Raw genomic sequence first — 25,647 nt, 5'->3', positions numbered from 1 at the left:
GTCAGACCCCACTCAGGTCCTTGATCGGGTGTGGCGTGGCACCCGCGATGTGGAAAATGGCCCAGTTCATAACCGTCAGATCGTTGTCGACGGTGCCATGGGCCGTGGGCAGGAAACCGTCGTCATTGGTGGCCTCGCGGACTTTGACCTGCGGGGCCTGCACGATGCGGTAGGGAAATTCCGACCGCGCCTTGAACGCGCGCCACTGCAATATGTCCTGCACACCGCGCAACTTGGTCTTTTGCACCTCAGAGATCGTCGAGGCGTCTTTCTTGCCGGCCAGCGCGTAGAAATACTGCAACTCGTCAAAGATCTGTCGCGCGTGGGCCGCCGGGTCATCCAGCACCGCCTTGTCGATCTTGGGGTATGTGTCCTCTCCCTCCGCCACTTCGGAGGGGAGGATCCAACTGTCGTCCAGCCCCAAAAGCGGTGACTTCCGGGGGCTTTCGAGGGCGCGACTGACAAGATAGAGCAGCGATTTGTGATAAAGACCCACCCGGTCCGCGCGCTCGTTGCTGCGGCTGAGGTTTACCACATAGAACTTGTCACGCGGCAGCGACCCCGTTTCGACCAGCGGTTTGAACATGCGGTTGGCAAAGGACAGCGTGCAGGCCGGAGCCAGCAACCCCAGCGACCCGATGGGCGAAAACCGCGCCAGATCCTGCGCGAAATGGCCCAGAATGATGGCGCCCGCCGAATGGCCCAGCAGGTGAATGCGCACCGGGTTGTCGACCTTTTTCTGCACGTCGCGGATCACGTTGGCTAGAATGCGCATCCCGCCGGTGATGCCCTCGGCGCTGTTGACCTGACAGGCGGCCTCGGCGTTTTGCTTGATCTGTGACCACACCGCCTTGCCCAGCACCTTTTCGGCGATGGCCTCAAAGGCGATGTCAAAGCTCTTGTTCAGTTTGCGCCGTGCGGCGGCGGCGATGTTGACCAGCCCGGTGCGTTCGATCCGCTCCTGTTCGGCGCGGTACTGGTCCAGCATGTCCTCGCCGATGTTGGCCACCGCCTCGATGAAACCGGTGCGCCAGATGACAAAGATGGGCGTGATGTTGTTGGCCTCGAACCACGGCCCCAGCACCTGCGCGCGCTTGATCGCAACCTCTTCGGAATTCAGCCCGCCATGGGCATAGATCACAACGTCGCGGCCCGCGCTGGCCTCGAGGATGCCGCCGATGGTGGTGCGCAGCTCGGTCGGGCCGTCCTTCATGTCGACACGGCGGCGCACCAGCTTGCCGTTGTTGCCCATCACGATCGAATGTTCATAGGCCTTTTGTTCGCTCCAGGGGCGCGGCGCGTCGGGGTCGATGCCCAGCTCCAGCTTGCGCTGCGCACCGGTCAGCGACATCTTTTCCAACAGGCTGTGGCGCGACCGGGCGGGCGTCACCTGATCCAGGTTCGACACCCGTACAGGGGCGGCCAGCGCCGCAACCCAGGCGTCATGCCCGTTGATCACCCAATCCTCGTAGGTCATCAGGGCAAAGCCGCCCACCGCATTCGCGATGGGTGTCTGGGCCGCCCCCCAGCTCTTGGCCCAAGCGCCCCCCCACGAGTTCTGGACGATGAACCCCTGATCGGTATAGCCGACAATGCAGAACGCGTGCCCGCCGGTCCGATCCCCGGACACCGGCATCACCGGCAGCGACATCCGCCGCGCGGCCCCACCATCCGGGTCCGCATAGTCGAAATTCTGCGTCTCAGGTGTTGCGGTCATGGTGTCGAAGTTCCAGCCCGCGTGCACCTTGGCCGAGCAATAGATCGCGCCGACCTCGTAGATGGCCGATTGCATGTCGGTGATCGACATGGCGTTGACCCGGTAATACGCGCCCAGCGGGTTGGACGCCGCATCGCGCAACCACTCGGCATTCGGCACCGCATTGGCCGTGGACGTGGCCCACAGCGCGTCGCTGCACACGCCATGTTTGTGCCAGCCCTTCATCGCGCCCCGGCAACTGGACCCGGAATAATCCTCGCCCTCCCACTCATCATAGAGCTGGGCCACAGAATAGAGCATCCACGCGCTGACACAGGCCGGACGGTTCGGCAGGTTCTCGGCCGCCAGATCAAGGCCCGCGTCGTGATGCCCTTTTAACCACTTGATCCAATTGAGGTAATTGACCACCGCCGCCAGGCCGTATCCGGTACAGGCCCCTTCGGACCCCTGATCAAGGATCATCTCACCATCGGCATATTGGCGGAAAAACCTGTGCATTTCCCGGTTCGACGGGTACTGCGCGGGTTGCGACACCAGGCGCGCGCGGTACTCGCGGTCACGGAAATCCATCCTGTCGGGACGTGCATCTAACAACATGCGAAATAGCTTTCTTCAAATTATGTGAAAAAGCTGTCGCGCGGATTGAGTCGTGTCAATCATCAACTTCAGGTTACGTCAGATGCTCTGACCCTGCAGCCATGGTCAAGCCCCTGCACCCGGTCACCGCTCCGATGTTGGGGGCGGAGCGGCCGGAACACCGCATGACCGGGTGCAGAGAAGGTGAGGCACACGCCAATGCAGGCGCGCGCCAATTCGAATTCAGGCGGCGGCGGTCAGGCGATCCTCGGCCGCCATACACTCCACCAAAAAGGCCGCATCCCGCGCCGGGATCACGTCATAGTCGTTGCCCGTCTGGCCCAGTTGCGCCAGCGACATCGTCGCCCGTGGGCAGTGGACCAAACCGCCACCCTCGGCGTAGGCGACCTGATCATCGGCAAACACCAGGGTGATCACCTCGACCTGGGCGCGCGGGGCCACACGTTCGATGCCGCGAAATCCAACCAGTGCAGCGGCGGGGACCACGGCAAAGGGATCACCATGGGCGTCGCAGGCCGCCTCGGTCTCGACCAGAACCCCTTGATCCGGCAGCAGCTCGAGGGGCTGACCGTTGCCCAAGGCACCCGCCGGCACCATGATCGACGCAAAGGTCGCGGGGGCCATCATCTCTGCGACCCAGAACGTGTCGCGCCGCACTTCGACGAGGGGCTGCAACCCATGATCAAACGTCAGGACCAGATCACCTGCGGTCAGCGCCTCGACGGGGCGCCATCCCAGCGCCGTCGCCAGCCGCGTGCCGGACAAAAGGCCCCGTGTGTGCATCACGCCACCGTCACAAGCACCTGACATCTCGGGCATGCGGTGCGTCGCGGTTTTCGTCGTCCATCCAAACATTTCATCCATCCCCATGGTGACGGTGCGTTGATCAGCACCTGCTTGCGTTTCGATGTCCTCAATTGGAGTGATTCCCGCGGCAGAGACGGGCCATGATCTGGGCAGAAATCGGGCACTGTCGCGGGGCGACCATGCAATTCTCACCGAACGACGGGATTTAACGAAAATTGGAAACAGTTTTTAGGAAAATGCCGCGCAAATCCGGTCAGTCAAATCTGTAGCCGAATCTTTCGATGTCCTCGGCGCAGGCGGCGGCGACGGCTGTGCGCGCGGCATCGGTATAGTATGTCCGGTGATCGGCATCGCGCTCAGAGGCGTTGGCATGGGGCATATCCAGCACAAAGCCCAGGTGATCCCACAGCGGAGCGGCATCTGTGTCGACCGCTTCGAGCCGGATATAGAGATCGCAGCGTTCCTGGCCGTTGGCATCCGTCATGTAGTGGCGCGCGGGGCTGGCCTGCATCGAGGCCATGATCTGTGCGGCGCAGGCGAAGTCGGCAAAATCCATCTGACCGGCCAATGCGACCGCCGGGTGGTCAAAGTCCTGGGCGCGCAGCCAGTGGTAATAGCTGACCATCCGGTCCCACGGGTTGCGCACAAGCGTAAAGGCAAAGAGGCCGTCGAGGCTGGGCACCAGCCCGTCGATATCGGCGAGGGTCGAGTGTTTCCAAAGCCGCCCGCGCGTCTGCGCGTCCTTGACCCGGCGGCGGCGTTTGATCGCTTTGGGCGTGTCGCCCAGCATGATGTCGTCTTTCATCGCGCGCGCCTCGAGCGCCAGCGCCATCGCGGTGCCACCCGTCTTGGGGGCGTGAACAAAGACGTATGAGCGGCCGGGGCTGAGGATCATGGTCGCCACAGTACCCGCGCGCGGCGCCAAGTCCAGAGGTCCACGCGGCTCAGGCCCCGCGCTGGCTGCGCACGGCGATGATCAGCCCGGCGACCACAATCAGGACCACGCCCACGACCTGCACCGGGGTGATCTGTTGGCCCAAAAGCCACCAGCCGAAAAACGGGCCAAACACCATCACGGAATATTCGAACACGGTCACGTGGCTCGCCTCTCCGATCTGGTAGGCGCGGTTCAACAGGCCAACGCCCAGCACCGATCCCACGGCCTGCAACACGAGGTAGGGCAACAGATCTGTGATCGGCCAGACCCAGCCACGGGTCAGAAAGGCCATGCCGCCTGCGCCCACCTCAACCCCGGTCGCGGCCAGCAGCGCCAGCGCACACAGGCTGAGCACCGTCTGGCCCACGAATATCCCCAAGAGCAGGGTCAGCGTGCTTTCCCCTTCGCAGAGCGCGCGAGTGGCCACGACGCCAGCGGCATAGAGCACGCCGCCACAGACCGGCAGCACGATGATCCACCCCAGCGCGCCGCCCGAGGGGCCAAGCACCACAAGGATGCCCAGAAAACCCAGTGCCACAGCGAGGATGCGCCACGGCCCGATCCGCTGTCGCAGCCCGTAAGCGGTGAACAGCAGCACAAAGATCGGCGCGGTGAACAGCCCTGCCAGCGCCATCGCAATGGGCATGAAAGCCAGCGCGCCGAAATAAAATGTCATGCCCAGCGCGATCAGCATGCTGCGGAATGCGACAGCGCCAAAGCGGCGCGGCCACACCCGCCCCCAGCCCAGCCAGGACGCGCCGAGGATCAGTGGCAGGGCCAGCACCAGCCGCACCGCAAAGAACTGCCAGACCGAAATCGTCTGGGCGAGGATTGCCACGTAGATGTCGATGAAACCGATGATCGCCATGGCGCCCACCATGCTGGCCGCCGCCGCCACGGGCCGTGTGTCAGAAGATCGGTCAGGGGCCGTGGTCATCTCAAGCATTCCATGTCTTGCGCCGCGCGGCCGAACAGCGCAACAATCGCGCCGCCAAACAGGGGAGACGCGTAATGGGTTGGATGGCAGATGAAACCGGTCTGGGCAAGACAAGAGCGAATTATGTGCCGCTGACCCCGCTGTCGCATTTGCGGCGCGCGTCGCATGTGTTCGCGCAGCGCACCGCCGTGATCTATGGCGATCACCGCGTCACTTATGCCGAATATCATGACCGCTGCACGCGTCTGGCCTCGGCCATGGCTGCGATGGGTGTGGCCCCCGGCGATGTGGTTGCCACGCTGATCCCCAACCTGCCCGCGCAGGCCGAAGCGCATTTCGGCATTCCCGCCTGTGGCGCAGTTCTGAACACGATCAACACGCGGCTCGATGTGGATACGGTGGCGTATATCCTTGAGCACGGCGGGGCCAAGGTTGTGCTGGTCGATCCGCAATTTGTCGAGCTAACCGAGGCGGCGGTGGCCGCGATGGACGGCCCCGCCCCCCAGATCATCGAAGTGGCCGACGCCGCGCATGGCTGGCCCGCCACCGGGCGGCATGATGAATACGAGGATGTGCTGGCACAGGCCGACCCGGCTTTTGACTGGATCATGCCCGAGGACGAGTGGGAGAGCCTCGCGCTGTCCTATACCTCGGGCACCACGGGGCGGCCCAAGGGCGTGGTGCATCACCACCGTGGTGCTTACCTGATGACGATGGGCACGGTGATCAGCTGGCGGATGCAGCTTTATCCCGTGTTCATGGCGATTGTGCCGCTGTTTCACTGCAACGGCTGGAACCACACGTGGATGATGCCGGTGCTGGGCGGCACGCTGGTGTGTTGCCGCGACATCGCGGCCAAGCCGATCTATGACGCGATTGCCGACGAGGGTGTGACGCATTTCGGCGGCGCGCCCATCGTGTTGAACATGCTGGTCAATGCAGCGGACGATGAACGCCGCGCCTTTGACCACACGGTCGAGGTGTTCACCGCAGGCGCGCCCCCTGCCCCCGCCACGCTGGGCAAGATCGAAACGCTGGGGTTCAACGTCACGCAGGTCTATGGGCTGACCGAGACCTACGGCCACGTGACCGAATGCGTCTGGCGCGGCGAAGACTGGGACGACCTGCCCCAGGACGAAAAGGCCGCGATCAAGGCGCGGCAGGGCGTCGCCTTTCCGATGATGGAGGACATCACGGTCATGGACGCGGACATGGTGCAGGTGCCGATGGATGCTACGGCCCAGGGCGAGATCATGATCCGGGGCAATTCGGTGATGAAAGGGTATCTCAAGAACCCGGAGGCCACCGAAGAGGCTTTTGCCGGTGGGTATTTCCATTCGGGCGACATCGCGATCCAGCATGGCGACGGGTATATCCAGATCGCGGACCGGGCCAAGGACATCATCATCTCGGGCGGCGAGAACATCTCGAGCGTCGAGGTCGAGGGCGTTCTGATGGCGCATGAGGACGTGAACCTGGCCGCCGTGGTGGCCAAGCCGGATGACAAGTGGGGCGAGGTGCCATGCGCCTTTGTCGAACTGAAGCCCGGTGCCAGCCCGTCGGAGGCCGACCTGATCGCCTTTGCCCGCGCGACATTGGCCGGGTTCAAGGCACCCAAACAGGTGGTGTTCCAGGAGTTGCCCAAGACATCCACGGGCAAGATCCAGAAATTCGAGCTGCGCAAACTGGCCAAAACACTTTGAGGTGATCCATGCCCTACACGCCGACCGACATCGTCACCAGTGAGGCAGAGATCCGCGCGGTCCTGCCCGGTGAACGGGCCGCGCAGCAGGGCAAGATCCTGGATCATATCGACCCGCTGTGTGCCGCGTGGATCGAACGGTCGCCTTATGTGGCACTGTCGACCATCGATGCGGGTGGGCGCATCGACGTCTCCCCCAAGGGGGACCCTGCGGGCTTTGTCAAAATCCTCGACCCCCACACGCTCGCCATTCCGGATCGTCCGGGCAATCACCGGTTCGACAGTTTCAAGAACATCCTTGAGACAGGCCATATCGGGCTGATGTTTCTGGTGCCAAACCGCACCGAGGTTGTGCGGGTCAGTGGCACGGCGCAGGTGGTGCGGGACCTTGAGTTGCGCGAGCGGATGGCGATCAAGGGGCGGGTCCCGGACTTTGCCATTGTGGTGCAAGTGCGCGAGGCGTTCTACAACTGCGGCAAGGCGGCGATCCGGTCGGGCCTGTGGCACCCGGACAAGGCCGCGCCAACCGAGGGGCTGCCGACTTACGGCGAGGCGCTGCTGGCCCATTCGCAGGTGGACGAAACGCTGGAGCAGATCGACGCGCGGCTGACGTTCAACGATGAAAAGCGGCTGTACGACGAGTGACGGTGTGAGGTGTCCCCGCGGGGACAGGGCGCGCGGTGTGGTAACGCGATGGTCAGACCTTTCATTTTGTCGCGTTGTTTGAACCACTTGAACCAGCGCGCGGCGGGGTAAGGCCACGTTCATTCAAATCGGGCACGCTGACAGCCGAGCGGCTGCACGGTGTTGCCTGTGTCTGGCTGACACAAACGAAAACGCGCGCCTCGTGCGTTTTGCCGTGCCCAAGTGCAGATTGCAGAGTGTTGCGCGGGTCGAGGTCAAAAGGCCCGGTGCCTTGTCCGGTCATTGGTGCTTTTTCCCAAAAATGCTTGCCTTGCCCGGCCTCTTTCCGCGATGTGATCCCACGGGTCGGCGATGGCGTCGCCAGCAGTGACATGCACACCCGTTTTCCCTTCCTGAATGCCGGGATTTTTTTTTGCTGTGGTGCAGCCGAGGAAGGTCGTCTTCTTCGGACCGTGCTGCGGCATGATGATGAAGGAACCAGAAATGGATCGTCCGGAATATTACCGTTTCCATCAGGGTGACAAGACCATGCCGTTTGCACCACAAGAGTACAAAGACCGTCTGACCCGTTTGCGGGCGGATATGCAGGCCAAGGGTGTTGATGCCTGTGTTTTCACCTCGATGCACAACGTCGCCTACTATTCGGGGTTTTTGTACTGCGCGTTTGGTCGGCCCTATGGGCTGGTTGTGACGCAGACCGAAGATGTGACCATCAGCGCCGGGATTGAAGCGGCACACGGGTTCGGCTAAGCAGGTATCTGACCCACGCACTGCTGCACCATTTCGCGCGGCGCGTGTGTCAATTGTTTTGCGTACCACACCATTTGATCCACAGTTCAGTTTTTGACGAACGGAGCCGTTCATGTCCCAGATCTTGCAGATCGCCGCGATTGCCGCCGCCACCTTTGGCACGGGGGCGGCCACCCTGTCGGTCATGAACCAGGACATCCCGGACCTGGCGGTGCCCGAGGGAGACTGGGCCGCAACCGGTGCGCTGGATGGCAGGACGTTCAAGATTTATGGCGAGGACCCGGCCAGCGGGTCAGTGCTGGATGACAATATCCTGTTTCGCGACGGCACATTCATGTCGGTCGATTGCGAGGACTACTGCAACTTTGGCTGGACCGACTACCAAACCAAAGAGGTCGACGGGGTGATCCACTTTACCACCACGGCGATCTGCCCGGATGCCCCGCATACGGTCGTATGGTACGGCACGGTCACCGGGGACACGGTGTCGATTGACGTGACCTGGACCACCCGGCGCTGGTACTGGACCAATCAGATCGCGGAACGGGTTGTGGGTGAGGCCGTCCCGTCCGAACCGGTGTCAGGCTGAGCCGCGCATGACGTCCAAAGGGCTGACATGGCCCGGCCTGATCCTGAAAATTGTGCTGCTGATCGGCGTTATCGCGCTGGCCACCTGGGGTGTGCACATCATCCGAGACGCGCTGGACCTTCAGATCCGGCCCAGCAACGAGCAGCAGGTCCACAGGGCCATCATGTTCGGCGTAGTGGCCTATGTCGTGCTGCTTGCCATTCCTTTTGTGCCGGGTGCCGAGATAGGGATTGCCCTGCTGGCGGGGCTTGGTGCGGCGATTGCGCCGCTTATCTACGTCTGTACGGTCGCGGCGATGATGCTGGCCTTTACCGTGGGTCGGTTCCTGCCCATCCATGTGCTGGAGCGTCTCTTGCAGATGTTGCGGATGCGGCGTGCTGCGGATCTGGTGGCACGCGCCGCGCCGCTGTCGCAGGATGACCGTGTCGCGATGTTGCTTGACGGGCAGTCAAAGCGGATTCTGCGCCTCGCCTTGCGGTATCGCTATGTCGCGTTGGCGGTCGCGGTGAACACGCCTGGCAACGCGATCATCGGGGGTGGCGGCGGCATCATGATGGTCGCGGGCCTGAGCGGCATATTCTCACCGCTCGCGACCCTGCTGACCGTGGTTTTGGCGGTGTCGCCTGTGCCATTGGCCGTGATTTTCTTCGGGCTTCGGTTCTAGGCAGAGGCCTCCCCCTTGGCGTAGCCGATGGATTGCAGCGCTTCCTTGATCTCGTCGAGGATCGCCGGGTCGTCGATGGTGGCGGGCATCTTGAAGGCTTCGTTGTCGGCGATCTTGACCACCGTGCCGCGCAGGATCTTGCCCGAGCGGGTTTTGGGCAGGCGGTCCACCACGACGGCCTGTTTGAAGGCGGCGACCGGGCCGATCTGGTCGCGGACACGTTTGACGCATTCGCCCACGATTTCGTCATGCGGGCGGTTCACGCCGGTGGTCAGGCACAGAAGGCCGACGGGTGCCTGGCCCTTGAGTGCGTCCGACACGCCCACAACGGCACATTCGGCGACGTCGGGGTGTCCGGCGAGGACTTCTTCCATGGCACCGGTGGACAGGCGGTGGCCTGCCACGTTGATCACGTCATCGGTGCGCGCCATGATGTAGAGGTATCCATCCTCGTCCATCATGCCCGCATCCCCGGTTTCGTAGTAGCCGGGGAAAGCGTTGAGGTAGGAGGATTTGAACCGTTCGCCCGCATTCCACAGGGTTGGCAGGGTGCCGGGGGGCAGCGGCAGCTTGATCGCGATGGCACCCAGTTCGCCCGCCGCGACCGGGTGGCCCGCATCGTCAAGGATTTGCACGTCATAGCCGGGCATTGGCACGGTGGGGGAGCCGATCTTGACCGGCAGCGCCTCGAGGCCCGCGGGGTTGCCCGCGATGGTGTAGCCGGTTTCGGTCTGCCACCAGTGGTCATAGACCGGCACGCCGAGGCTGTCCTGTGCCCATTCGATGGTGTCGGGGTCGGCGCGTTCACCGGCGAGATACAGCGCGCGCAAGCCGCTCAGGTCGTATTTGGCGCGTTCGATGCCTTTGGGATCCTCGCGTTTCACGGCGCGGATGGCGGTGGGCGCGGTAAAGAACGATTTGACGTCATGTTCGGCGATCACGCGCCAGAAGGTGCCTGCGTCGGGGGTGCCGATGGGTTTGCCTTCGAACACGATGGTGGTGTTGCCGTGGATTAGGGGGGCGTAGCAGATGTAGGAATGGCCCACGACCCAGCCCACGTCGGAGGCGGCCCAGAAGACCTCGCCCGGTTCCATCTGGTAGATGTTCTTCATCGTCCAGTTGAGCGCCACGAGGTGCCCGGCGGTGGGGCGCACGACGCCCTTGGGTGCGCCGGTGGTGCCGGAGGTATAGAGGATGTAGGCGGGGTGGTCGCCGCGCACGGGCACGCAATCGGCAGGCGTTGTGCCTTCTTGGCACGCGTACCAGTCGACATCGCGGTCGGTCAGGTCGCAGGGGCCCTGTTCGCGTTGCAGGATCACGCAGAAGTCGGGCGTATGGTCGGCCAGCTCGATGGCCCCGTCGAGGAGCGGTTTGTAAGCCACGGTGCGGCCCGGTTCGAGACCGCAGGACGCGGCGATGATGGCCGATGGCGTGCAGTCGTCGATGCGCACCGCCAGTTCGTTGGCGGCGAACCCGCCAAAGACAACCGAGTGCACGGCACCGAGGCGCGCGCAGGCCAGCATCGCCACAAGCGCCTCGGGCACCATGGGCATGTAGATGATGACGCGGTCGCCGGACGTGATCCCCTTGGCGGCCAGCGCACCGGCGAGCGATGCGACTTGGGTCAGCAATTCGGCATAGGTGGTTTTCGACTGCGCGCCGGTGATCGGGCTGTCGTAGATGATCGCGACCTGATCGCTGCGCCCGTTCTGCACGTGGCGGTCCACGGCGTTCCAGCAGGTGTTCACCTGCGCGTCCGAGAACCATTCATAGAGGTGATCGCCCCGGTCAAAGAGCGCTTGCGTGGGGGCCTCGACCCAGTCGATGGCCTCTGCCGCCTTCATCCACCAGCCTTCGGGATCGGCCTTCCAGCTGTCGTATTCGGCGCGATATCCCATGGCATTCTCCTCCGTCTAGCCTTGGGCGACAGAGTTACGCCCGGTCAACGGCACACGGCAAGGGGGCGCTGCGTGAACTGCGGCGGTAAGGCGCAGAATTTTGCAAAACTGCGGGATTTTGGCCTGCAAATATTTGCAAAGCCTGCGTTTCTACGCATGAAACTGGAAATCAGGCCTGAGTTTGCAAAGTCGCAGTCACGCAATCTGCAAAGCGGGTCTGTGGCAGATTGGGGCGTGGCCCTAGTTGGTGCGGTCGCGCACGAAGGCATCGGTGAGGGCCAGCTCGCAATCGCGCTGGTCGCCCGCGCGGCAACTGACACGCTCGCCGCCCACGAGGATCGTCTTGCGGCGGTAGGTGGAGCCGTCGCCGCGCTGGAACTCGCGGGTGACGGATGAATAGGTGCGCCCCGTCTCGGAATCCGTGAACGTACCGCGCGTCTCGCTGAGGGTGTCGACGCAGGCGCCGAGGGTGAAAAGAGCAAGCAGCAGCAAGGCGTGTTTCATCGTGGCGGTCCCCGTGAATGGCGTGTCCATACCCAGATAGGCGCGATGGCCCCCATGTCACCCCCAGCCCGGTGCGACATGGGGACAGATGCGCCGAAATCAGCCGTATTGCGCCACAGGCGTGCCTGCGACTGCTGACATATTGAGCAGACCGCGCGCCGTGATCGAGGGCGACACGATGTGGGCGCGGTTGCCCATGCCCATGAGGATCGGGCCAACTTCGAGGCCGCCGCCCTTCATCTTGAGGATGTTGCGCACGCCGGACGCCGCGTCGGCGTGGGCAAAGACCAGCACATTGGCCGGACCCGCCATGCGGTTGCCCGGAAAGAGGCGCGCGCGCAATTCGGGGTCCAGAGCGGTGTCGATGTTCATCTCGCCCTCGTAGCAAAAGTCGTGACCGGCGGCGTCGAGCATGCGCAGCGCCTCGCGTAGACGCCAGCCTGAGCCGTCACCCTGATTGCCAAATTGGCTTTGGGAACAGAAGGCAATCTGGGGTTCGACCCCGAAACGGCGCACGTGGCGCGCGGCCCCCACGGCGATCTCGGCGATTTCCTCGGGTGTGGGGTGCAGGTGCACCTGCGTGTCGGTGATAAAGAGCGGGCCGTCTTCGAGGATCATCATCGACAGCGCGCCGACGGGGTGGTGCCCTTCGCGGCCCAGCACCTGACTGATGTAGTTCAGGTGCCAGCGAAATTCGCCAAAGGTGCCGCAGATCAGGCTATCTGCCTCTTCCCTGTGGACCATGACCGCGCCGATGGCGGTGGTGTTGGTGCGCATGATGGCGCGGGCCAGATCGGGGGTGACGCCCTGCCGGCACATCAGCTCGTGATAGGTGCCCCAGTAATCGCGGTAGCGGGGGTCGTTTTCGGGGTTCACCAGATCGACCGTGTCGCCCAGTTTAATCGTCAGGCCCGCGCGTTCGATGCGGGCGTTGATCACGTCGGGACGGCCGATGAGGATCGGGCGTTCGGTGGTTTCCTCGACCATGGCCTGAGCCGCGCGCAGCACGCGCTCGTCCTCTCCCTCGGCAAAGACGATGCGGCGCGAGGTGACGCGGGCGGCGTCAAAGACGGGGCGCATCAGGAGGGCGGATTTGAAGACCGAGCCGTCGAGTTTGGTCTTGTAGGCGTCGAGATCGGCGATGGGGCGTTTGGCAACGCCCGTTTCCATCGCAGCCCGTGCCACGGCGGAGCTGACGATGCCCACAAGGCGCGGATCGAAGGGTTTGGGGATCAAGTAGTCGGCCCCGAATGTCAGCTGTTCGCCTTGATAGGCGGCGGCGGCCTCGGCGCTGGTGGTTTCGCGGGCAAGGGCCGCGATGCCGTCGATGCAGGCGAGTTGCATTTCGTCGTTGATGGTCGTGGCCCCCACATCCAGCGCACCACGGAAGATGAAGGGGAAACAGAGCACGTTGTTGACCTGATTGGGAAAATCGCTGCGACCTGTGGCGATGATCGCGTCAGGGGCCACGGCGCGCGCGTCATCGGGCAGGATTTCGGGCGTGGGGTTGGCGAGGGCAAAGATGATCGGACGTTTGGCCATTTTGCCGACATTCTCGGCGCTGAGCACACCGGGCCCCGAGAGGCCAAGAAAGAGGTCCGCCCCGTCGATCACATCGTCCAGCGTGCGGTGGTCGCTGGCTTGGGCAAAGGCGGCCTTGGCCGGGTTCATGTCGATCTCGCGCCCCTCGTAGACCAGCCCGTGGATGTCGCAGAGCCAGACATTCTCGCGTTTGACCCCCAGTTTGAGCAGCATGTTGAGGCAGGCGATGCCCGCCGCACCGCCGCCCGTCGAGACGATCTTGATATCCTCGAAGGATTTTCCGGCCACGTGCAGCGCGTTCTTGGCCGCGGCCCCCACCACGATGGCGGTGCCGTGCTGGTCGTCGTGGAAGACGGGGATGTTCATCCGTTCGCGGCAGAGCTTTTCGACGACAAAGCAGTCGGGGGCTTTGATGTCCTCGAGGTTTATTGCGCCGAAAGTGGGTTCGAGGGCGCAGACGATGTCGGCGAGTTTTTCGGGGTCAGTTTCATTCACCTCGATGTCGAAACAGTCGATGGAGGCGAATTTCTTGAAGAGGACGGCCTTGCCCTCCATCACCGGTTTGGAGGCGAGCGCGCCGATATTGCCCAGCCCCAGCACGGCGGAGCCGTTGGAGACCACCGCCACGAGGTTGCCACGGGCGGTGAAGCGGGCGGCGTTTTCGGGGTCGTCCTTAATCTCAAGGCAGGCCTCGGCCACGCCGGGGGAGTAGGCGCGGGCCAGATCGCGGCCATTGGCCATGGGTTTGGTGGCGCGGATTTCGAGTTTTCCGGGTTTGGGGAATTCGTGATAGGCGAGCGCGGCCTCGCGCAGGTTCGGTGTATCGGACATGGATTCCCCTTGGGTCTGCGGATTTGGTTTAGCGTTAAACTATTTTTCAGGCTGCGCCAATTGACGTTTGGTCACGGGGGGCAAACGTGATCCAAAGGCGCGCGTTCCGCGCACGCTAAGTTTTAGGGGGCCAGCCCCCATTGCATTACAATTCCCCCGAAGTTTATTTGGCAAGATGAGGGGAGCAGCTATGGCCGAGATACGCGCTGAGATACGGTTGCCGACGCAGGAGTTGCGGGATGACATTCCGTTTTTCACCAAGACGTTGGGGATGCGGATGGACATGATCTATCCTGCGGATGATCCGTCGGTGGCGGTGTTTTCAGGCCATGGGCTGCGGGTGCGGATTGAGGCCGGGGCCAGTGAGCCGCCCGGGACGTTGCGCATTTTGACCGACGATCCGGATGGGTTTGCAGATGGGGCGCGTGTGTTGACCGCACCCAACGGCACGCGGGTCGAGATTGATGTGTTGCATCCGCCGATGGTGATGCCGGAGACGGTACATTCCTTTGTCGTGCGGCGTCTGGCGGATCAGGCGCCATGGGTGATTGGCCGGGCAGGGATGTATTACCGCGATCTGATCCCGGACCGGTTGGGCGGGTCGATCATTGCCAGTCATATCCGCATTCCCGACGGCGGGCCGGTGCCGGATATGGTGCATTACCATACGGTCGGGTTTCAGTTGATCTATTGTTATCGGGGCTGGGTTGATCTGGTCTATGAGGATCAGGGGGAGCCGTTTCGCTTGGAGGCGGGGTGTTGCGTGATCCAGCCGCCCGAGATCCGGCATCGCGTGCTTTTTGCCAGCGACAATATCGAGGTGATCGAGATCGGTGTGCCGGCGGAACATGTGACAACGATTGATCACGAAATGGCACTGCCCAACGGGCCTGCGAACCCCGCGCGGCGGTTTCAGGGGCAGGCGTTTGTGCATCACAGGGTGGATGAGGCGGTTTGGCAGCCATTTCGCATGGCCGGGTTCGAGGGGCGGGACACCGGGATTGCCACGGGCACAGACGGGGTTGCGGGTGTGCAGGTGGCGCGGCGCAGCGCGGGCGAGACCGCATGGACTGCCCATGACAGCGATATCCTTTTCACCTTTGTGATGGAGGGGCGCATGGTGCTGCACGGGGAAGGCCGCGATCCTTTCCCCCTTGAGCCGGGTGACGCCTTTGTTATTCCACCGGGGATGGCGGTGCGCTATGCAGAGCCTTCGGATGATTTGGAGCTGCTTGAGGTGTCGCTGCCGGGTGTGTTTGCGACGCGGACCCTGGACAGGTGAGCCGGGGACAAAAGAGGACGTGATGACCGATTTGAAATCCGCCGCCATTGCCGTGCGCGAGAATGCGCACGCGCCCTATTCCAACTTTCAGGTTGGGGCCGCGTTGCGCACGACCTCGGGCGCTGTGTTCGCGGGCTGCAATGTCGAGAACGTCGCCTATCCGCAGGGCACCTGTGCCGAGGCGGGGGCGATTGCCGCCATGGTGGCCGCAGGTGAGCGCGAGATTGCGGAAGTGTACGTGGTGGCGGGCAGTCCGATGCCGGTGACACCCTGTGGCGGGTGCCGTCAGAAGCTGGCCGAGTTTGGCGGTGGCGATGTTCCGGTGACCATGGCCACGGTGGCTGGCGTGGAGCAGCGGACCACCTTGGGCGAATTGCTGCCCGGTGCGTTCAGCCAGGCCTTTCTGGAAACAGACACATGAGCCAGGCGCGCACGATCATTGCCAAGCTACGCCAGCGCCAGACGCCCAGCCGGGATGAGTTGAGCTGGTTTGCGACCGGGTTGGCGGATGGCACGGTGACGGATGCGCAGGCCGGGGCCTTTGCCATGGCGGTCTGTCTGAACGGATTGGGCGATGTGGGCCGCGTGGCGCTGACCATTGCGATGCGCGATTCCGGGCAGGTGCTGGATTGGGACCTGCCGGGGCCGGTGTTGGACAAGCATTCCACGGGCGGCGTGGGCGATTGCGTGAGCCTGATCCTTGCGCCTGCGCTGGCCGCCTGCGGGGCCTATGTGCCGATGATTTCGGGGCGCGGGTTGGGTCACACGGGCGGCACGCTGGACAAGCTGGACTGTATTCCCGGTCTGTCGACACAGTTGAGCGAAGCGCGGTTGCGCGACGTGGTGGCGCGGGCGGGCTGTGCCATTGTGGGCGCAACCGGGGACATCGCCCCGGCGGACAAGCGGCTCTATGCGGTGCGGGATGTCACATCGACGGTGGACAGTCTGGATCTGATCACGGCGTCGATCCTGTCCAAGAAGCTGGCGGCGGGGCTGGCGGGGCTGGTGCTGGACGTCAAGGTCGGCTCTGGCGCGTTCATGAAGGACATGGCGGCGGCGCGCGGGCTGGCGGATGCGTTGGTCAAGACGGCCAATGCGTCGGGCTGCAAGACGACGGCGCTGATCACGGATATGAACCAGCCGCTGGCCCCGGCCCTTGGCAATGCGCTGGAGGTGGCCGAGGTGATGCGGGTGCTGACCGGGCAGACCAAGGGGCCGCTGGTCGAGATTTCCGTGGCGTTGGGGGGTGTTCTGCTGGCCAATGGTGGCTTGGCCAAGGACGTTCAGGCCGGTGCAGATGCTGTGGCTGCGGCGATTGCCGATGGGCGCGCGGCGGAGCGGTTTGGCACCATGGTTGCCGCGATGGGTGGCCCGGTGCAGTTTGTCGAGAACTGGTCGCGGTTCCTGCCCGAGGCGACGGTGATCCGCGAGATTGCAGCACCACGTACGAGCTATGTCACAGCCATTGACGGTGAGGCGCTGGGTCTGGCCGTTGTCGATCTGGGCGGTGGGCGCAAGGTCGAGGGGGATCGGTTGAACCTGGCGGTGGGCCTGTCGGATGTGGCCCGGTTGGGTGCGCGTGTGACCAAGGGTCAGGCGCTGGCCGTGGTGCATGCGGCGCGTGCCGCCGATGCGGACCGGGCCGAGGCCGCGGTGCGCGCCGCGATCACGCTGGGCACGGCGCAGGCACCGGTGCCGGACCTGATCGCCGAGCGGATTGGCTGATGGGCCGGGCGTTTCTGGTTGTGATGGATTCCGTGGGGATCGGCGGTGCGCCAGATGCGCATGCCTATTTCAACGGGGATGTGCCGGACACAGGCGCAAACACGTTGGGCCATATTATAGACGCCTGTGCGGCGGGCCATGCGGATGAGGGGCGGCGCGGCGCGTTGCGTGTCCCGACCCTGATGGACCTAGGCCTGTCTGATGCCATGGCGCTGGCCGCTGGTGAGACAGTTGCGGTGCCGCGTGCAGGTGCCGCCACGGAGACATCGCAGGGCAAGGACACGCCGTCGGGGCATTGGGAGCTTGCCGGGTTGCCGGTGCCGTGGGCCTGGCACTATTTTCCGGACAGAACGCCCGCCTTTCCCGAGACCGTGGTGCAGGCGGTATGTGAGGCGGCGGGTGTCGCGGGCATATTGGGCAACTGCCACGCGTCGGGCACAGAGATCATCGCGCGGCACGGGGCCGCGCACATGCAGTCCGGGCAGCCGATTTGCTATACCTCGGCAGACAGCGTGTTTCAGATTGCGGCGCATGAAGAGACCTTTGGGTTGGAGCGTTTGTTGGAGTTGTGCGCGGCGGTGGCGCCGATGCTGCATGAAATGCGGGTTGGTCGGGTGATTGCGCGGCCTTTTGTTGGCACGGACGGCGCTTTTGAGCGGACGACCAACCGGCGCGACTTTGCCATTATGCCGCCCGCGCCGATCCTGACCAATTGGGTGCAGGACGCTGGGCGCGCGGTTTACGGTGTGGGCAAGGTGGGCGACATCTTTTCCATGCAGGGGTTCGATGAGGTGCGCAAGGGCGATGACCGGGTGTTGATGGGGCATCTGTCGGATCTGGTGGACGAGGCTGCGGACGGCAGTCTGACATTCGCCAATTTCGTGGAGTTCGACAGCCTCTATGGGCATCGGCGGGATGTGGCGGGCTATGCCCGGCATCTGGAGTGGTTTGATGCGGAGATCGGGCGGCTGCGCGCGCGGTTGCGGCCTGGCGATCTGTTGGTGCTGACGGCAGATCATGGCAATGACCCCACTTGGGTTGGTACGGATCATACGCGCGAGCGGGTGCCGGTTCTGGTGGAGGGGGCCGCAGCACCGGGTCTGATCGGGTTTGCGGATGTGGCCCATCTGGTCGCGCGGCACCTGGGCGTTTCAGCAAAATGAGCGCCTGACGGCGCGCGCGATGTTTTTGCGCTGGCGCGCATTGGGGCGCTGCCCCAAACCCCGAGGTATTTTACGGCGAAAGGAAGGGGGGATTGTTCCCGGCGCCTGCGCGTTGCAGAAGGAGGGCAAAAGAGGAGCTGCCCCATGTCCGACCATTTGACCGTCGTCGATCATCCTTTGGTACAGCACAAGCTGACCATCATGCGCGACCGCGACACGCCCACAGCGGTGTTCCGGCAGTTGCTGCGCGAGATCAGCCAGTTGTTGGCTTATGAGGTCACCCGCGGCTTGCCGATGACAACCAAGCGGATCGAGACACCCATGCAGGCGATGGATGCGCCGACGCTGGCGGGCAAGAAGCTGGCCTTGATCTCGATCCTGCGGGCGGGCAACGGGTTGCTGGACGGCGTGCTGGAGCTGATCCCGTCGGCGCGGGTTGGGTTTGTCGGTCTTTACCGGGACGAAGAGACGCTGAAGCCGGTGCAATATTACTTCAAGGCACCCGAGGGGTTGGATGATCGGTTGGTGATTGCGGTGGATCCTATGCTGGCCACGGGCAATTCATCGGCGGCGGCGATTGACCTGCTGAAAGAGGCCGGGGCCACCAATATCCGGTTCCTGTGTCTGCTGGCGGCACCTGAGGGAATCGCCCGGATGCAGGAGGCGCACCCGGATGTTCCGATTGTCACAGCGGCAGTGGATGACCGTTTGAACGAGGTTGGATACATCGTTCCGGGCCTTGGTGATGCGGGAGACCGCATGTTTGGGACCAAATAGCGGGCGCGGCCTTTACTCTGGCAGGCAGTTGGGGCATCGTTTCTTCCATATCTTGTGGGGGATATGATGAAAGTTACAAGAGTTGTCGCGCTTGCTGTGATTGCCGCGTCCATGGGCGTTGGTGCGTTGCATGCCCAGAACCTGCGCAATGCGCAGGCACCGGCGGAGTTTCCGCCTGCGTCCTTCAAGGGGTCGCAATATGTGGACAGCAAGGGGTGTGTGTTTATCCGTGCGGGCATTGACGGCAATGTCACATGGGTGCCGCGGGTCAATCGGCAACGGCAGTTGGTGTGCGGCCAGTCGCCGTCGCTGAGTGCAAATGCGGCCGCCGCCGTGCGCACGCAGCCCGCGCAGACCGCGCGCAATGTCGAGCAGATCACCGTTGCCCCCCCTGCGGCCACACCGGCGCCTGCGCCGCGTGCAGCAGCGCCCGCCGCGACGCGCCCTGCCCCGACCGCCGCACCGAAATCGCCAACCGTCACAGCCGCGCGTCCAGCGCCTGCGCCCGCGCCGCGCCGCGTGACTGTGGCCAAGCCACCGGCCCCCAAGCCTGCGCCACGTGTCACAGTGCGTCGCCCTGCAGCACCCACAGTGGCCGTTGCGACCCCACGTGCAGCACCAAAACCAGTTGTCGTTCAGCCCGCAGCGCCCGCGCAGCGTAAGGTTGTGACTGCGCCGCGCACAGCCCCCGCGCCACGCACGGCAGCAGCCGTACCGACACGGCAACCGGCCTGCACCGGCGCGTCGCCTGTGAGCTCGCGCTATATCAACTCTGGTGCGATTGCGCCCGTGCGCTGCGGCCCGCAGCCATTGGCGAACCGCACGGCACCGGCCCCTCGGGTCACAGCCCCTGCGCCACGGGTTGCAACCGCAGCCCCGACCATTCGCCGCGTTCCGGCGCGCACAGTAACATCTGCACAATCCGGCACAGTGGGTCCGCAGACCCGTGTGGTGCCGCGCCAGGTGTTTGACGCGCGCCAGCCCGACAATGCCTACCGCGTGCCCAAAGGCTATCGCCCGGTTTGGGAAGATGACCGCCTGAACCCGCGCCGTGCGGAGCAATCCCTGGCCGGTGTGGCCCGGACGCGGTTGATCTGGACAAACACGGTGCCACGCCGCCTGATTGATCGTGAAACCGGGCGCGATGTGACCACAACGGTGGCGCTGGTTTACCCCTACACGGACACGGCGACCCAGCAGCGCGAGCTTGGCACCGTAACGCTGGTGCAGCGCGACGGTGTGCTGGGCAAGCGGATCGTGCGCAATAAGGCCAAGGCGCGCCAGCCCACCGTGTCAACGCGGTCAGCCCCTGCCCCGGTTGTCAAAGCGCCCGTGCGCGCCAAGCCCAAGGTGGCTGCCAAGCCTGCGCCCAAAGCTGTGACCAAGGGACGTTATGTTCAGGTTGGCACCTTTGGCCAGCCCGCGAACGCACAAGCCGCGGCACAGCGCATCATCCGCGCCGGGTTGCCCGCGCGCATCGGCAAGGTGACACGCGGCGGCAAGACCTATCAGGTGGTTGTTGCTGGCCCCTTTGCGCAGGCTGATTTGGGCCGGGCGCTGGCGCGCAGCCGGTCGGCCGGGTTTGGGGACGCCTTCGTCCGCTAAGCGGGGGCTGTCGTCAGCTTTCGCAGATGGCCTGAAGTTGCAGCCAATCGCGATCCGGCATGATCGGGTCGCCCTGTTTGCCCGCCATCGGGTCCGCTTCGATCAATTCCAGCGTTTCCTCGCCCGAGATATCGCGGGCGCGGGCGTAGGGTGTGCTGCGCACCTCTGCAGCGGCAAAGGCGGGCAGGATCATGTCGGGCGACAGCACAGGCACCAGCGTGGACAATTGCGCCTCGGTATAGGTGTCGAGCGTTTGCGGCGGCAGGGCCCCGGTGGTCAACAGCGTCGCGACGGCCCTTGTGCCGGCGTGTTCGAGCAAGCCGCGCAGGGGCGGATGGGCGGCGGACCGCACCTCTTCGACCAGCACGTAGCCTGCGGCGACGTCCGGTTCCTCGAAATCCTCGACCAATGCGCGGTTCAGCAGGACCGTCCCGCCGGGCAGTGACAGCGCCTCGCGGACGCCACCGGGCAGGATCATCACGCGGGCGGCCCCGGTTCGTCCCGCGAGTGCCGTCAGTGCCGCCGTGGCTTCGGGTGTGCGGCAGGGGGTGCCGGAGACACGCGCGATGCGGGCGAGCAGCGCGCCGCCGATTTCCGCCTGTTTGACCGGTGGCACAACGCGCATGGCGTGATCGACCAGAGCGCCGGGCAGCCACAACACGCCAAGTGCCACGACAGCGGACAACGACAGTCCCACGCCCAGCCAGCGCAGGCGGCCCGGATGGGGGCGCGCGCGGGCCACCGCGTGACGCAGGGTGTCGATGGCACCAATCATCTCCGCTTCGTCGGGGCCAAGTTCCAGCGTCTCGTCAGGATCGCCATCGGGGTGGAACACGGCCTTGCCCGTGCTCGCCTGTCCGCGTTCGACAGCGGCCAGGGACCAATGGGTGATTGCGCGGTCGTTGAGGTCGGAAATCACCAGTGTGGCATCGCCGATGGACACCACAACTTCGCGGCGCTGCGCCTCGGAGGAGGCGCGCCACAGGCCCGTTGCTTCGAGCCGGTCGTATTTGCTGAGTGCCGTCATGCCTGTCTTGTCCGGGCGTTGGATGCCCCTGTGGTTGGCGTTCAACCTAGCACGGCGGCCCGCGCGGGCCAAGCGATCACAAATTCGCCGAAAACCCAAAGCGTGATTTGACCCGTGGCACAGGCGCGGTAGGCTGACGTAACGACACCAGATGAAGGACAGACAAACATGCGATCACTGTTACTGGGCGCACTTGCCGCGCTCGCCTTGCCTGTGACGGGGTATGCCGCCGAAGGCACCCGTGTTCAGGTCACCGGCGAGATCATCGACACCTGGTGCTACTATTCCGGCGTGATGGGCAGCCCGGATGCGGTGGTTGGGTCGGCGCACCACACCTGCGCACTGTGGTGCAGCGCGGGCGGCATCCCCGTGGGGCTGCTGGCCGAGGACGGCACGGTTTATACGATCCTCAAGGTGGACAATGACGCAGAGGCCGCAGGCGGCGACACGCTGTTGCGGTTGGCCGCGCATACGGTCGAGGCGGACGGCATGCTGTATGAGCGGGACGGGCTGAACTATCTCGTCGTGTCCGATGTCGTGTCCGATCAGGACATCACCAATGTGAACCACAACGATTACGGCAACGTGCCGTCGTTCTCTATTCCGGATCCGAACAAATGAAGCATTTGATTGCCATTCTGGCCCTGGCGGCCAGCCCGCTCGCCGCGCAGGATTTCTCGGAAGGGTCCGAGGCGCGCAGTTGGAACCTCTATGCCGAGGTGCCTGCCAAGTTTGACGCCGAGGTCGTGGATGTGCTGTGCACGCTCACCGGCGATTGCCCCGATGATTGCGGCGCGGGCAAGCGGCAGTTGGGTCTGGTGCGTGCCGCCGACGGTGTGCTGGTCCTGCCGATGAAGAACAGCCAGCCTGCGTTCACCGGTGCCGCCGTGGAACTTGCCCCGTTTTGCGGCCAGCAGGTCACGGTGGATGGGCTGATGCTGGATGACCCGGAACTGGGTGCCAATAACGTCTATCTGGTGCAGACGATCCAGGCGGCCGGTGCCGACAAGATCAAGGCCAACAAGTGGACCAAGAATTGGGCCAAGGAACATCCCGAGGCCAAGGGCAAAGGCCCGTGGTTCCGCCGTGATCCCCGCATCAAGGAGATCATCGCGACCGAAGGCTATCTGGGTCTGGGCCTCGAAGAGGACGCCACGTTCATCGCCGAGAATTTCTGAGCGATGCGGCGTTTGATGGCCCTATTGTGTCTGGCCGCGATTCCCGCGGCCGCACAAAGCCCGTTTCCGGTCGCGATCGGCGGGCCCTATAGCCTGACTGACCAGTTCGGCCAGACACGGACCCAGGCGGATCCGGACGGGCGCGCGCAGCTGGTGTTCTTTGGCTATGCCAATTGTCTCAACATCTGTTCGGCGGCCCTGCCGCTGATGGCGCAGGTGGTGGATGATCTGGCCACTGACGGTATCGCGGTGACGCCGGTGATGATCACGGTGGCGCCCGATCAGGACACGGTCGAGACGATGGGCGCGCCACTGGCCGCGATCCACCCGGATTTTATCGGGCTGACCGGCGATACGGATGCGCTACAGGTGGCCTATGACGCCTTCAGTGTCGAGGTCGAGCCGCTGTTTCAGGACCCGGAATATGGCTGGATCTATTCCCACGGCAGCTTCCTGCACCTGCTCGACGGGGACGGCGACACGCTGACCCTTTTGCCGCCGGTGCTGGATGTGACGCAGGCCGCGCAGATCGCGCGGTCATACTTGGCGCCGCAAGGTTAGTCTCAGGGTTTATCGCGGGGCGGCGTTTCGCCGTCCTGCGGCGTCAGGTCATAGGGTGCCGCGATGCGCCAGACGTGGTCGGGGATCATATTCTTCATCTTAGCGGGCATGGCCTGTCGCAGGTGCAGGATGGTCTCCGCCGCCTTCATCTCGACCCGTGTGCGCGCAAATTCGAGGCCGCGCGGCCCGGTGCGCGGTTGCAGCCAGCTGACAATGGGGCGCACCCACTCGGGCATCCGCCGCAGCGGCAGACCACCGGCGGCCCGCGCGGTGTTGGCGATGAACCCCTTGACCGCCGCGTGCCGCTTGCCCTTCGACCCCGGCGCGGACAGCACGACCCGGTCGCCCAGCCCCGCCAGCATTTCCGCCCCGCGCGCATTGCGCACCACCAGCCATTGCGCCCCCTCGCCCGCCATGTAGCCCACGGTGATGTCCGCCAGCGCGTTGGTGTAATCCACGCACGTTCGACACGTCAGAGGAAAGAAATCCCCCGGCAGGTCCGAGATCGGCAAGCTGAGAAACGGGATCAGCCGCGTGCGCCCATCGTCAAAGCGCAGCTCGACCTTGTAGTCGGCGCGGAACTCCAGATAGCTGATCGTGTCCGGTGCTTCGTCCAGCAGCGACAGGAACGTATGGAAATTCTCGGTCGTCGTGTTGTCGGAACAGGGCGTGCCGATCACGTAAATCCGGTCGAACCCCAGCGACGCCTCGAGCCTCCGCAGCGCATAGACCTGACAGGGGATGCCCACTACGGCAAGGCGCGTGTGTCCCGCCGCCTGCGCGTCCTCCAGCAGCGCCAGCAGGGGCGCATAGCCCATGCGCATCCCGCGCGCGCGCACCATATCGGCGGCCTCGGTGATCAACGCAGGCTGCGGTTTCCAGCGGTCATGCGCATCCGGCACCATGGTCAGCACCGCATCCACCTTGCCCCGCGCCAACAGGTCCGCGGCCAGCGCGGTGGTGATGCCCGTCCACTGTGCGCCCTGCGCCGCTGAGGTCAGCGCGGCGCGGTACATCGCCTCAAAAGGGCCAAAGAACTGCTCGTCCCCCTGCCCCCGTGCGCGCCCATGCACGGCGCGTTCCATCGCGGGGTAGTCAGGTTTGATGAACTGGCAGGCCGTGCCGCACGCAGACGGGTCCGCCATCCGCGACACGCCACAATCGGTGCACAGGCTGCGCGGCACCGCATCGCGCAAAGTCAATTGAACTGTTCCGAAATCAGCCGTTCTTCGAGCCCGTGACCGGGATCAAAGAGGATACGGTGTTCCACGGTGGGATCGGACTGGATCTCGACCGAGGTGACATAGCGGATCGAACGGGAATCCGCCTCGGCCATGACGGGGCGTTTTTCATGCTCCTGCACGTCAAATCGCACCTTGGCAATTTTCGGCAAAAGCGCGCCACGCCAGCGGCGCGGACGGAACGCGGCCACCGCCGTGAGGGCCAGCACATCCGACCCGATGGGCAACACCGGACCGTGTGCGGAATAGTTGTAGGCCGTGGACCCGGCAGGTGTGGCCACCAGTGCGCCGTCACAGACCAATTCCTCCATCCGCAGACGTCCATCGACGGTGATCCGCAGTTTGGCCGCCTGTGGGCCTGCGCGCAGCAACGACACTTCGTTGATCGCGAGGGCGTGGTGTTCGCGCCCATCGCGGTCCCAGGCCGTCATGGACAAGGGGTTGAGGTCCGCCTCTTCGGCGGCTTCCAGACGCGCCTCGAGGCCCGTTTCGCTGTATTCGTTCATCAGAAAGCCGATGGTGCCACGGTTCATGCCATAAACGGGCGCGGCCAGGCCTTGCGTCCCATGCAGGGTCTGCAACATGAACCCATCGCCGCCCAGTGCTACGATGATGTCCGCCTCGACCATGGGCACGTCGCCATACCGGGCAATGAGGGCGGCCCGCGCCGTTTGCGCCACGGGTGCGCGGCTGGCGGCAAAGGCGATCTTGAGCGGCATACATGTTTCCTATGGCGGACGTTCGACGTCAAAAGAACCATATATTTTCACCCCTTACCAGTATTGCCGCGGCAAACTGCCGTTTCGTCGCTTTACATCCTTTGCCATTGCTGCCGTTTCCGATAGGAAACCACCCAAATCAGCCACCGACTCGATCCCAAGGAGAGTGTTTATGAACGCCCCACATCGCACCGACGGTTTTTTCAGCCAGTCCCTCGCCGACCGTGATCCTGAGCTCTTTGGCTCGAT

24 protein-coding genes and 1 pseudogene are annotated in these 25,647 nt (G+C 64.2%); 14 read left to right on the top strand and 11 right to left on the bottom strand.

The annotated features are described in order from the left end of the window. Position 1: 1 nt before the first annotated feature. The 4 genes from Q0936_RS10560 to Q0936_RS10545 form a co-directional block, all read right to left on the bottom strand. Positions 2-2,314, bottom strand: a complete 2,313-nt coding sequence (locus tag Q0936_RS10560; protein WP_299296524.1) for a C1 family peptidase — start codon at positions 2,312-2,314, stop codon at positions 2-4. Between the two features lie 222 nt (positions 2,315-2,536). Then, the gene (locus tag Q0936_RS10555) at positions 2,537-3,169 is read right to left on the bottom strand and encodes a Hint domain-containing protein (protein WP_299296522.1); all 633 of its coding nucleotides are present in this window, start codon (positions 3,167-3,169) and stop codon (positions 2,537-2,539) included. 205 nt (positions 3,170-3,374) lie between these two features. Continuing rightward, on the bottom strand, positions 3,375-4,016 hold the full coding sequence (locus Q0936_RS10550) for a sulfotransferase family 2 domain-containing protein (protein ID WP_299296519.1): 642 nt from the start codon (positions 4,014-4,016) through the stop codon (positions 3,375-3,377). Positions 4,017-4,065: 49 nt separating this feature from the next. Then, a complete protein-coding gene (locus tag Q0936_RS10545) occupies positions 4,066-4,995 on the bottom strand; it encodes a DMT family transporter (RefSeq protein ID WP_299378106.1) in 930 nt (309 codons plus the stop codon). A gap of 74 nt (positions 4,996-5,069) precedes the next feature. Between Q0936_RS10545 and Q0936_RS10540 the strand changes: the two genes are divergently transcribed. Both Q0936_RS10540 and Q0936_RS10535 read left to right on the top strand, forming a co-directional pair. After that, on the top strand, positions 5,070-6,698 hold the full coding sequence (locus tag Q0936_RS10540) for an AMP-binding protein (RefSeq protein ID WP_299296514.1): 1,629 nt from the start codon (positions 5,070-5,072) through the stop codon (positions 6,696-6,698). 8 nt (positions 6,699-6,706) lie between these two features. Continuing rightward, positions 6,707-7,342 (top strand): MSMEG_1061 family FMN-dependent PPOX-type flavoprotein, encoded by a 636-nt coding sequence (locus tag Q0936_RS10535; RefSeq protein ID WP_299296512.1) that lies wholly within the window; start codon positions 6,707-6,709, stop codon positions 7,340-7,342. Positions 7,343-7,596: 254 nt separating this feature from the next. Here Q0936_RS10535 and Q0936_RS10530 read toward each other — a convergent pair whose 3' ends face one another. Continuing rightward, a complete protein-coding gene (locus Q0936_RS10530) occupies positions 7,597-7,806 on the bottom strand; it encodes a hypothetical protein (protein ID WP_299296510.1) in 210 nt (69 codons plus the stop codon). A 19-nt stretch (positions 7,807-7,825) separates the two neighbouring features. On the opposite strand from Q0936_RS10530, the pseudogene Q0936_RS10525 reads away from it, so the two are divergent. From Q0936_RS10525 to Q0936_RS10515, 3 genes and pseudogenes are all read left to right on the top strand, one after another. Beyond that, positions 7,826-8,077, top strand: a pseudogene (locus Q0936_RS10525) (aminopeptidase P family N-terminal domain-containing protein); the annotation flags it as partial. Positions 8,078-8,204: 127 nt separating this feature from the next. Further along, the gene (locus Q0936_RS10520) at positions 8,205-8,681 is read left to right on the top strand and encodes a hypothetical protein (protein ID WP_299146145.1); all 477 of its coding nucleotides are present in this window, start codon (positions 8,205-8,207) and stop codon (positions 8,679-8,681) included. Between the two features lie 7 nt (positions 8,682-8,688). Beyond that, complete coding sequence (locus Q0936_RS10515; protein WP_299296508.1) at positions 8,689-9,345, top strand: hypothetical protein; 657 nt, start codon at positions 8,689-8,691, stop codon at positions 9,343-9,345. On the opposite strand, the gene Q0936_RS10510 is transcribed toward Q0936_RS10515, so the two are convergent. From Q0936_RS10510 to Q0936_RS10500, 3 genes are all read right to left on the bottom strand, one after another. Then, positions 9,342-11,243 carry an AMP-binding protein gene (locus Q0936_RS10510; RefSeq protein ID WP_299296506.1) on the bottom strand — a complete coding sequence of 634 codons (1,902 nt, stop codon included), beginning with the start codon at positions 11,241-11,243 and terminating at the stop codon, positions 9,342-9,344. The two genes, Q0936_RS10515 and Q0936_RS10510, sit on opposite strands and share 4 nt — an antisense overlap. A gap of 240 nt (positions 11,244-11,483) precedes the next feature. Then, positions 11,484-11,777 (bottom strand): hypothetical protein, encoded by a 294-nt coding sequence (locus tag Q0936_RS10505; RefSeq protein ID WP_299296504.1) that lies wholly within the window; start codon positions 11,775-11,777, stop codon positions 11,484-11,486. Between the two features lie 69 nt (positions 11,778-11,846). Further along, positions 11,847-14,120, bottom strand: coding sequence for an NADP-dependent malic enzyme (locus tag Q0936_RS10500; protein WP_299296502.1), 2,274 nt, complete (start codon positions 14,118-14,120; stop codon positions 11,847-11,849). Between the two features lie 190 nt (positions 14,121-14,310). On the opposite strand from Q0936_RS10500, the gene Q0936_RS10495 reads away from it, so the two are divergent. The 6 genes from Q0936_RS10495 to Q0936_RS10470 all read left to right on the top strand — a co-directional run bounded on the left by Q0936_RS10495 (position 14,311) and on the right by Q0936_RS10470 (position 20,672). Next, positions 14,311-15,402, top strand: a complete 1,092-nt coding sequence (locus Q0936_RS10495; RefSeq protein WP_299296531.1) for a cupin domain-containing protein — start codon at positions 14,311-14,313, stop codon at positions 15,400-15,402. Between the two features lie 22 nt (positions 15,403-15,424). After that, positions 15,425-15,823: a cytidine deaminase gene (locus Q0936_RS10490; protein ID WP_299296500.1), complete on the top strand. Its 399-nt coding sequence runs from the start codon at positions 15,425-15,427 to the stop codon at positions 15,821-15,823. After that, a complete protein-coding gene (locus tag Q0936_RS10485; RefSeq protein WP_299296498.1) occupies positions 15,820-17,127 on the top strand; it encodes a thymidine phosphorylase in 1,308 nt (435 codons plus the stop codon). Before Q0936_RS10490 ends, Q0936_RS10485 begins: the two co-directional genes overlap by 4 nt. After that, positions 17,127-18,290 (top strand): phosphopentomutase, encoded by a 1,164-nt coding sequence (locus Q0936_RS10480; protein ID WP_299296495.1) that lies wholly within the window; start codon positions 17,127-17,129, stop codon positions 18,288-18,290. Before Q0936_RS10485 ends, Q0936_RS10480 begins: the two co-directional genes overlap by 1 nt. Before the next feature lie 144 nt (positions 18,291-18,434). Then, positions 18,435-19,067 carry a uracil phosphoribosyltransferase gene (gene upp, locus Q0936_RS10475; RefSeq protein ID WP_299146136.1) on the top strand — a complete coding sequence of 211 codons (633 nt, stop codon included), beginning with the start codon at positions 18,435-18,437 and terminating at the stop codon, positions 19,065-19,067. Positions 19,068-19,133: 66 nt separating this feature from the next. Then, positions 19,134-20,672, top strand: a complete 1,539-nt coding sequence (locus tag Q0936_RS10470) for an SPOR domain-containing protein (RefSeq protein ID WP_299296493.1) — start codon at positions 19,134-19,136, stop codon at positions 20,670-20,672. A 13-nt stretch (positions 20,673-20,685) separates the two neighbouring features. Here the strand turns inward: Q0936_RS10470 and Q0936_RS10465 are convergent, their stop codons facing one another. Then, on the bottom strand, positions 20,686-21,699 hold the full coding sequence (locus Q0936_RS10465) for a hypothetical protein (protein WP_299378103.1): 1,014 nt from the start codon (positions 21,697-21,699) through the stop codon (positions 20,686-20,688). Between the two features lie 168 nt (positions 21,700-21,867). Here Q0936_RS10465 and Q0936_RS10460 point away from each other — a divergent pair, with 168 nt between their 5' ends. From Q0936_RS10460 to Q0936_RS10450, 3 genes are read left to right on the top strand one after another with little or no spacing between them, the layout of a single operon-like run. Then, a complete protein-coding gene (locus Q0936_RS10460; RefSeq protein ID WP_299297136.1) occupies positions 21,868-22,320 on the top strand; it encodes a hypothetical protein in 453 nt (150 codons plus the stop codon). Beyond that, positions 22,317-22,877 (top strand): hypothetical protein, encoded by a 561-nt coding sequence (locus tag Q0936_RS10455; protein WP_299297139.1) that lies wholly within the window; start codon positions 22,317-22,319, stop codon positions 22,875-22,877. Before Q0936_RS10460 ends, Q0936_RS10455 begins: the two co-directional genes overlap by 4 nt. Positions 22,878-22,892: 15 nt before the next feature. Further along, positions 22,893-23,438: an SCO family protein gene (locus tag Q0936_RS10450; protein WP_299297142.1), complete on the top strand. Its 546-nt coding sequence runs from the start codon at positions 22,893-22,895 to the stop codon at positions 23,436-23,438. Positions 23,439-23,440: 2 nt separating this feature from the next. Here the strand turns inward: Q0936_RS10450 and Q0936_RS10445 are convergent, their stop codons facing one another. Continuing rightward, positions 23,441-24,583 carry a Coenzyme F420 hydrogenase/dehydrogenase, beta subunit C-terminal domain gene (locus Q0936_RS10445; RefSeq protein WP_299297147.1) on the bottom strand — a complete coding sequence of 381 codons (1,143 nt, stop codon included), beginning with the start codon at positions 24,581-24,583 and terminating at the stop codon, positions 23,441-23,443. Positions 24,584-24,636: 53 nt separating this feature from the next. Further along, positions 24,637-25,398 (bottom strand): NAD kinase, encoded by a 762-nt coding sequence (locus Q0936_RS10440; RefSeq protein WP_299146130.1) that lies wholly within the window; start codon positions 25,396-25,398, stop codon positions 24,637-24,639. Between the last annotated feature and the right edge of the window lie 249 nt (positions 25,399-25,647).

Source organism: uncultured Tateyamaria sp. (genome assembly GCF_947488715.1).
Taxonomy (GTDB): Bacteria; Pseudomonadota; Alphaproteobacteria; order Rhodobacterales; family Rhodobacteraceae; genus Tateyamaria.
Note: the sequence above shows the minus strand (reverse complement) of the source record. Positions and strands in the feature narration are given on the sequence as shown.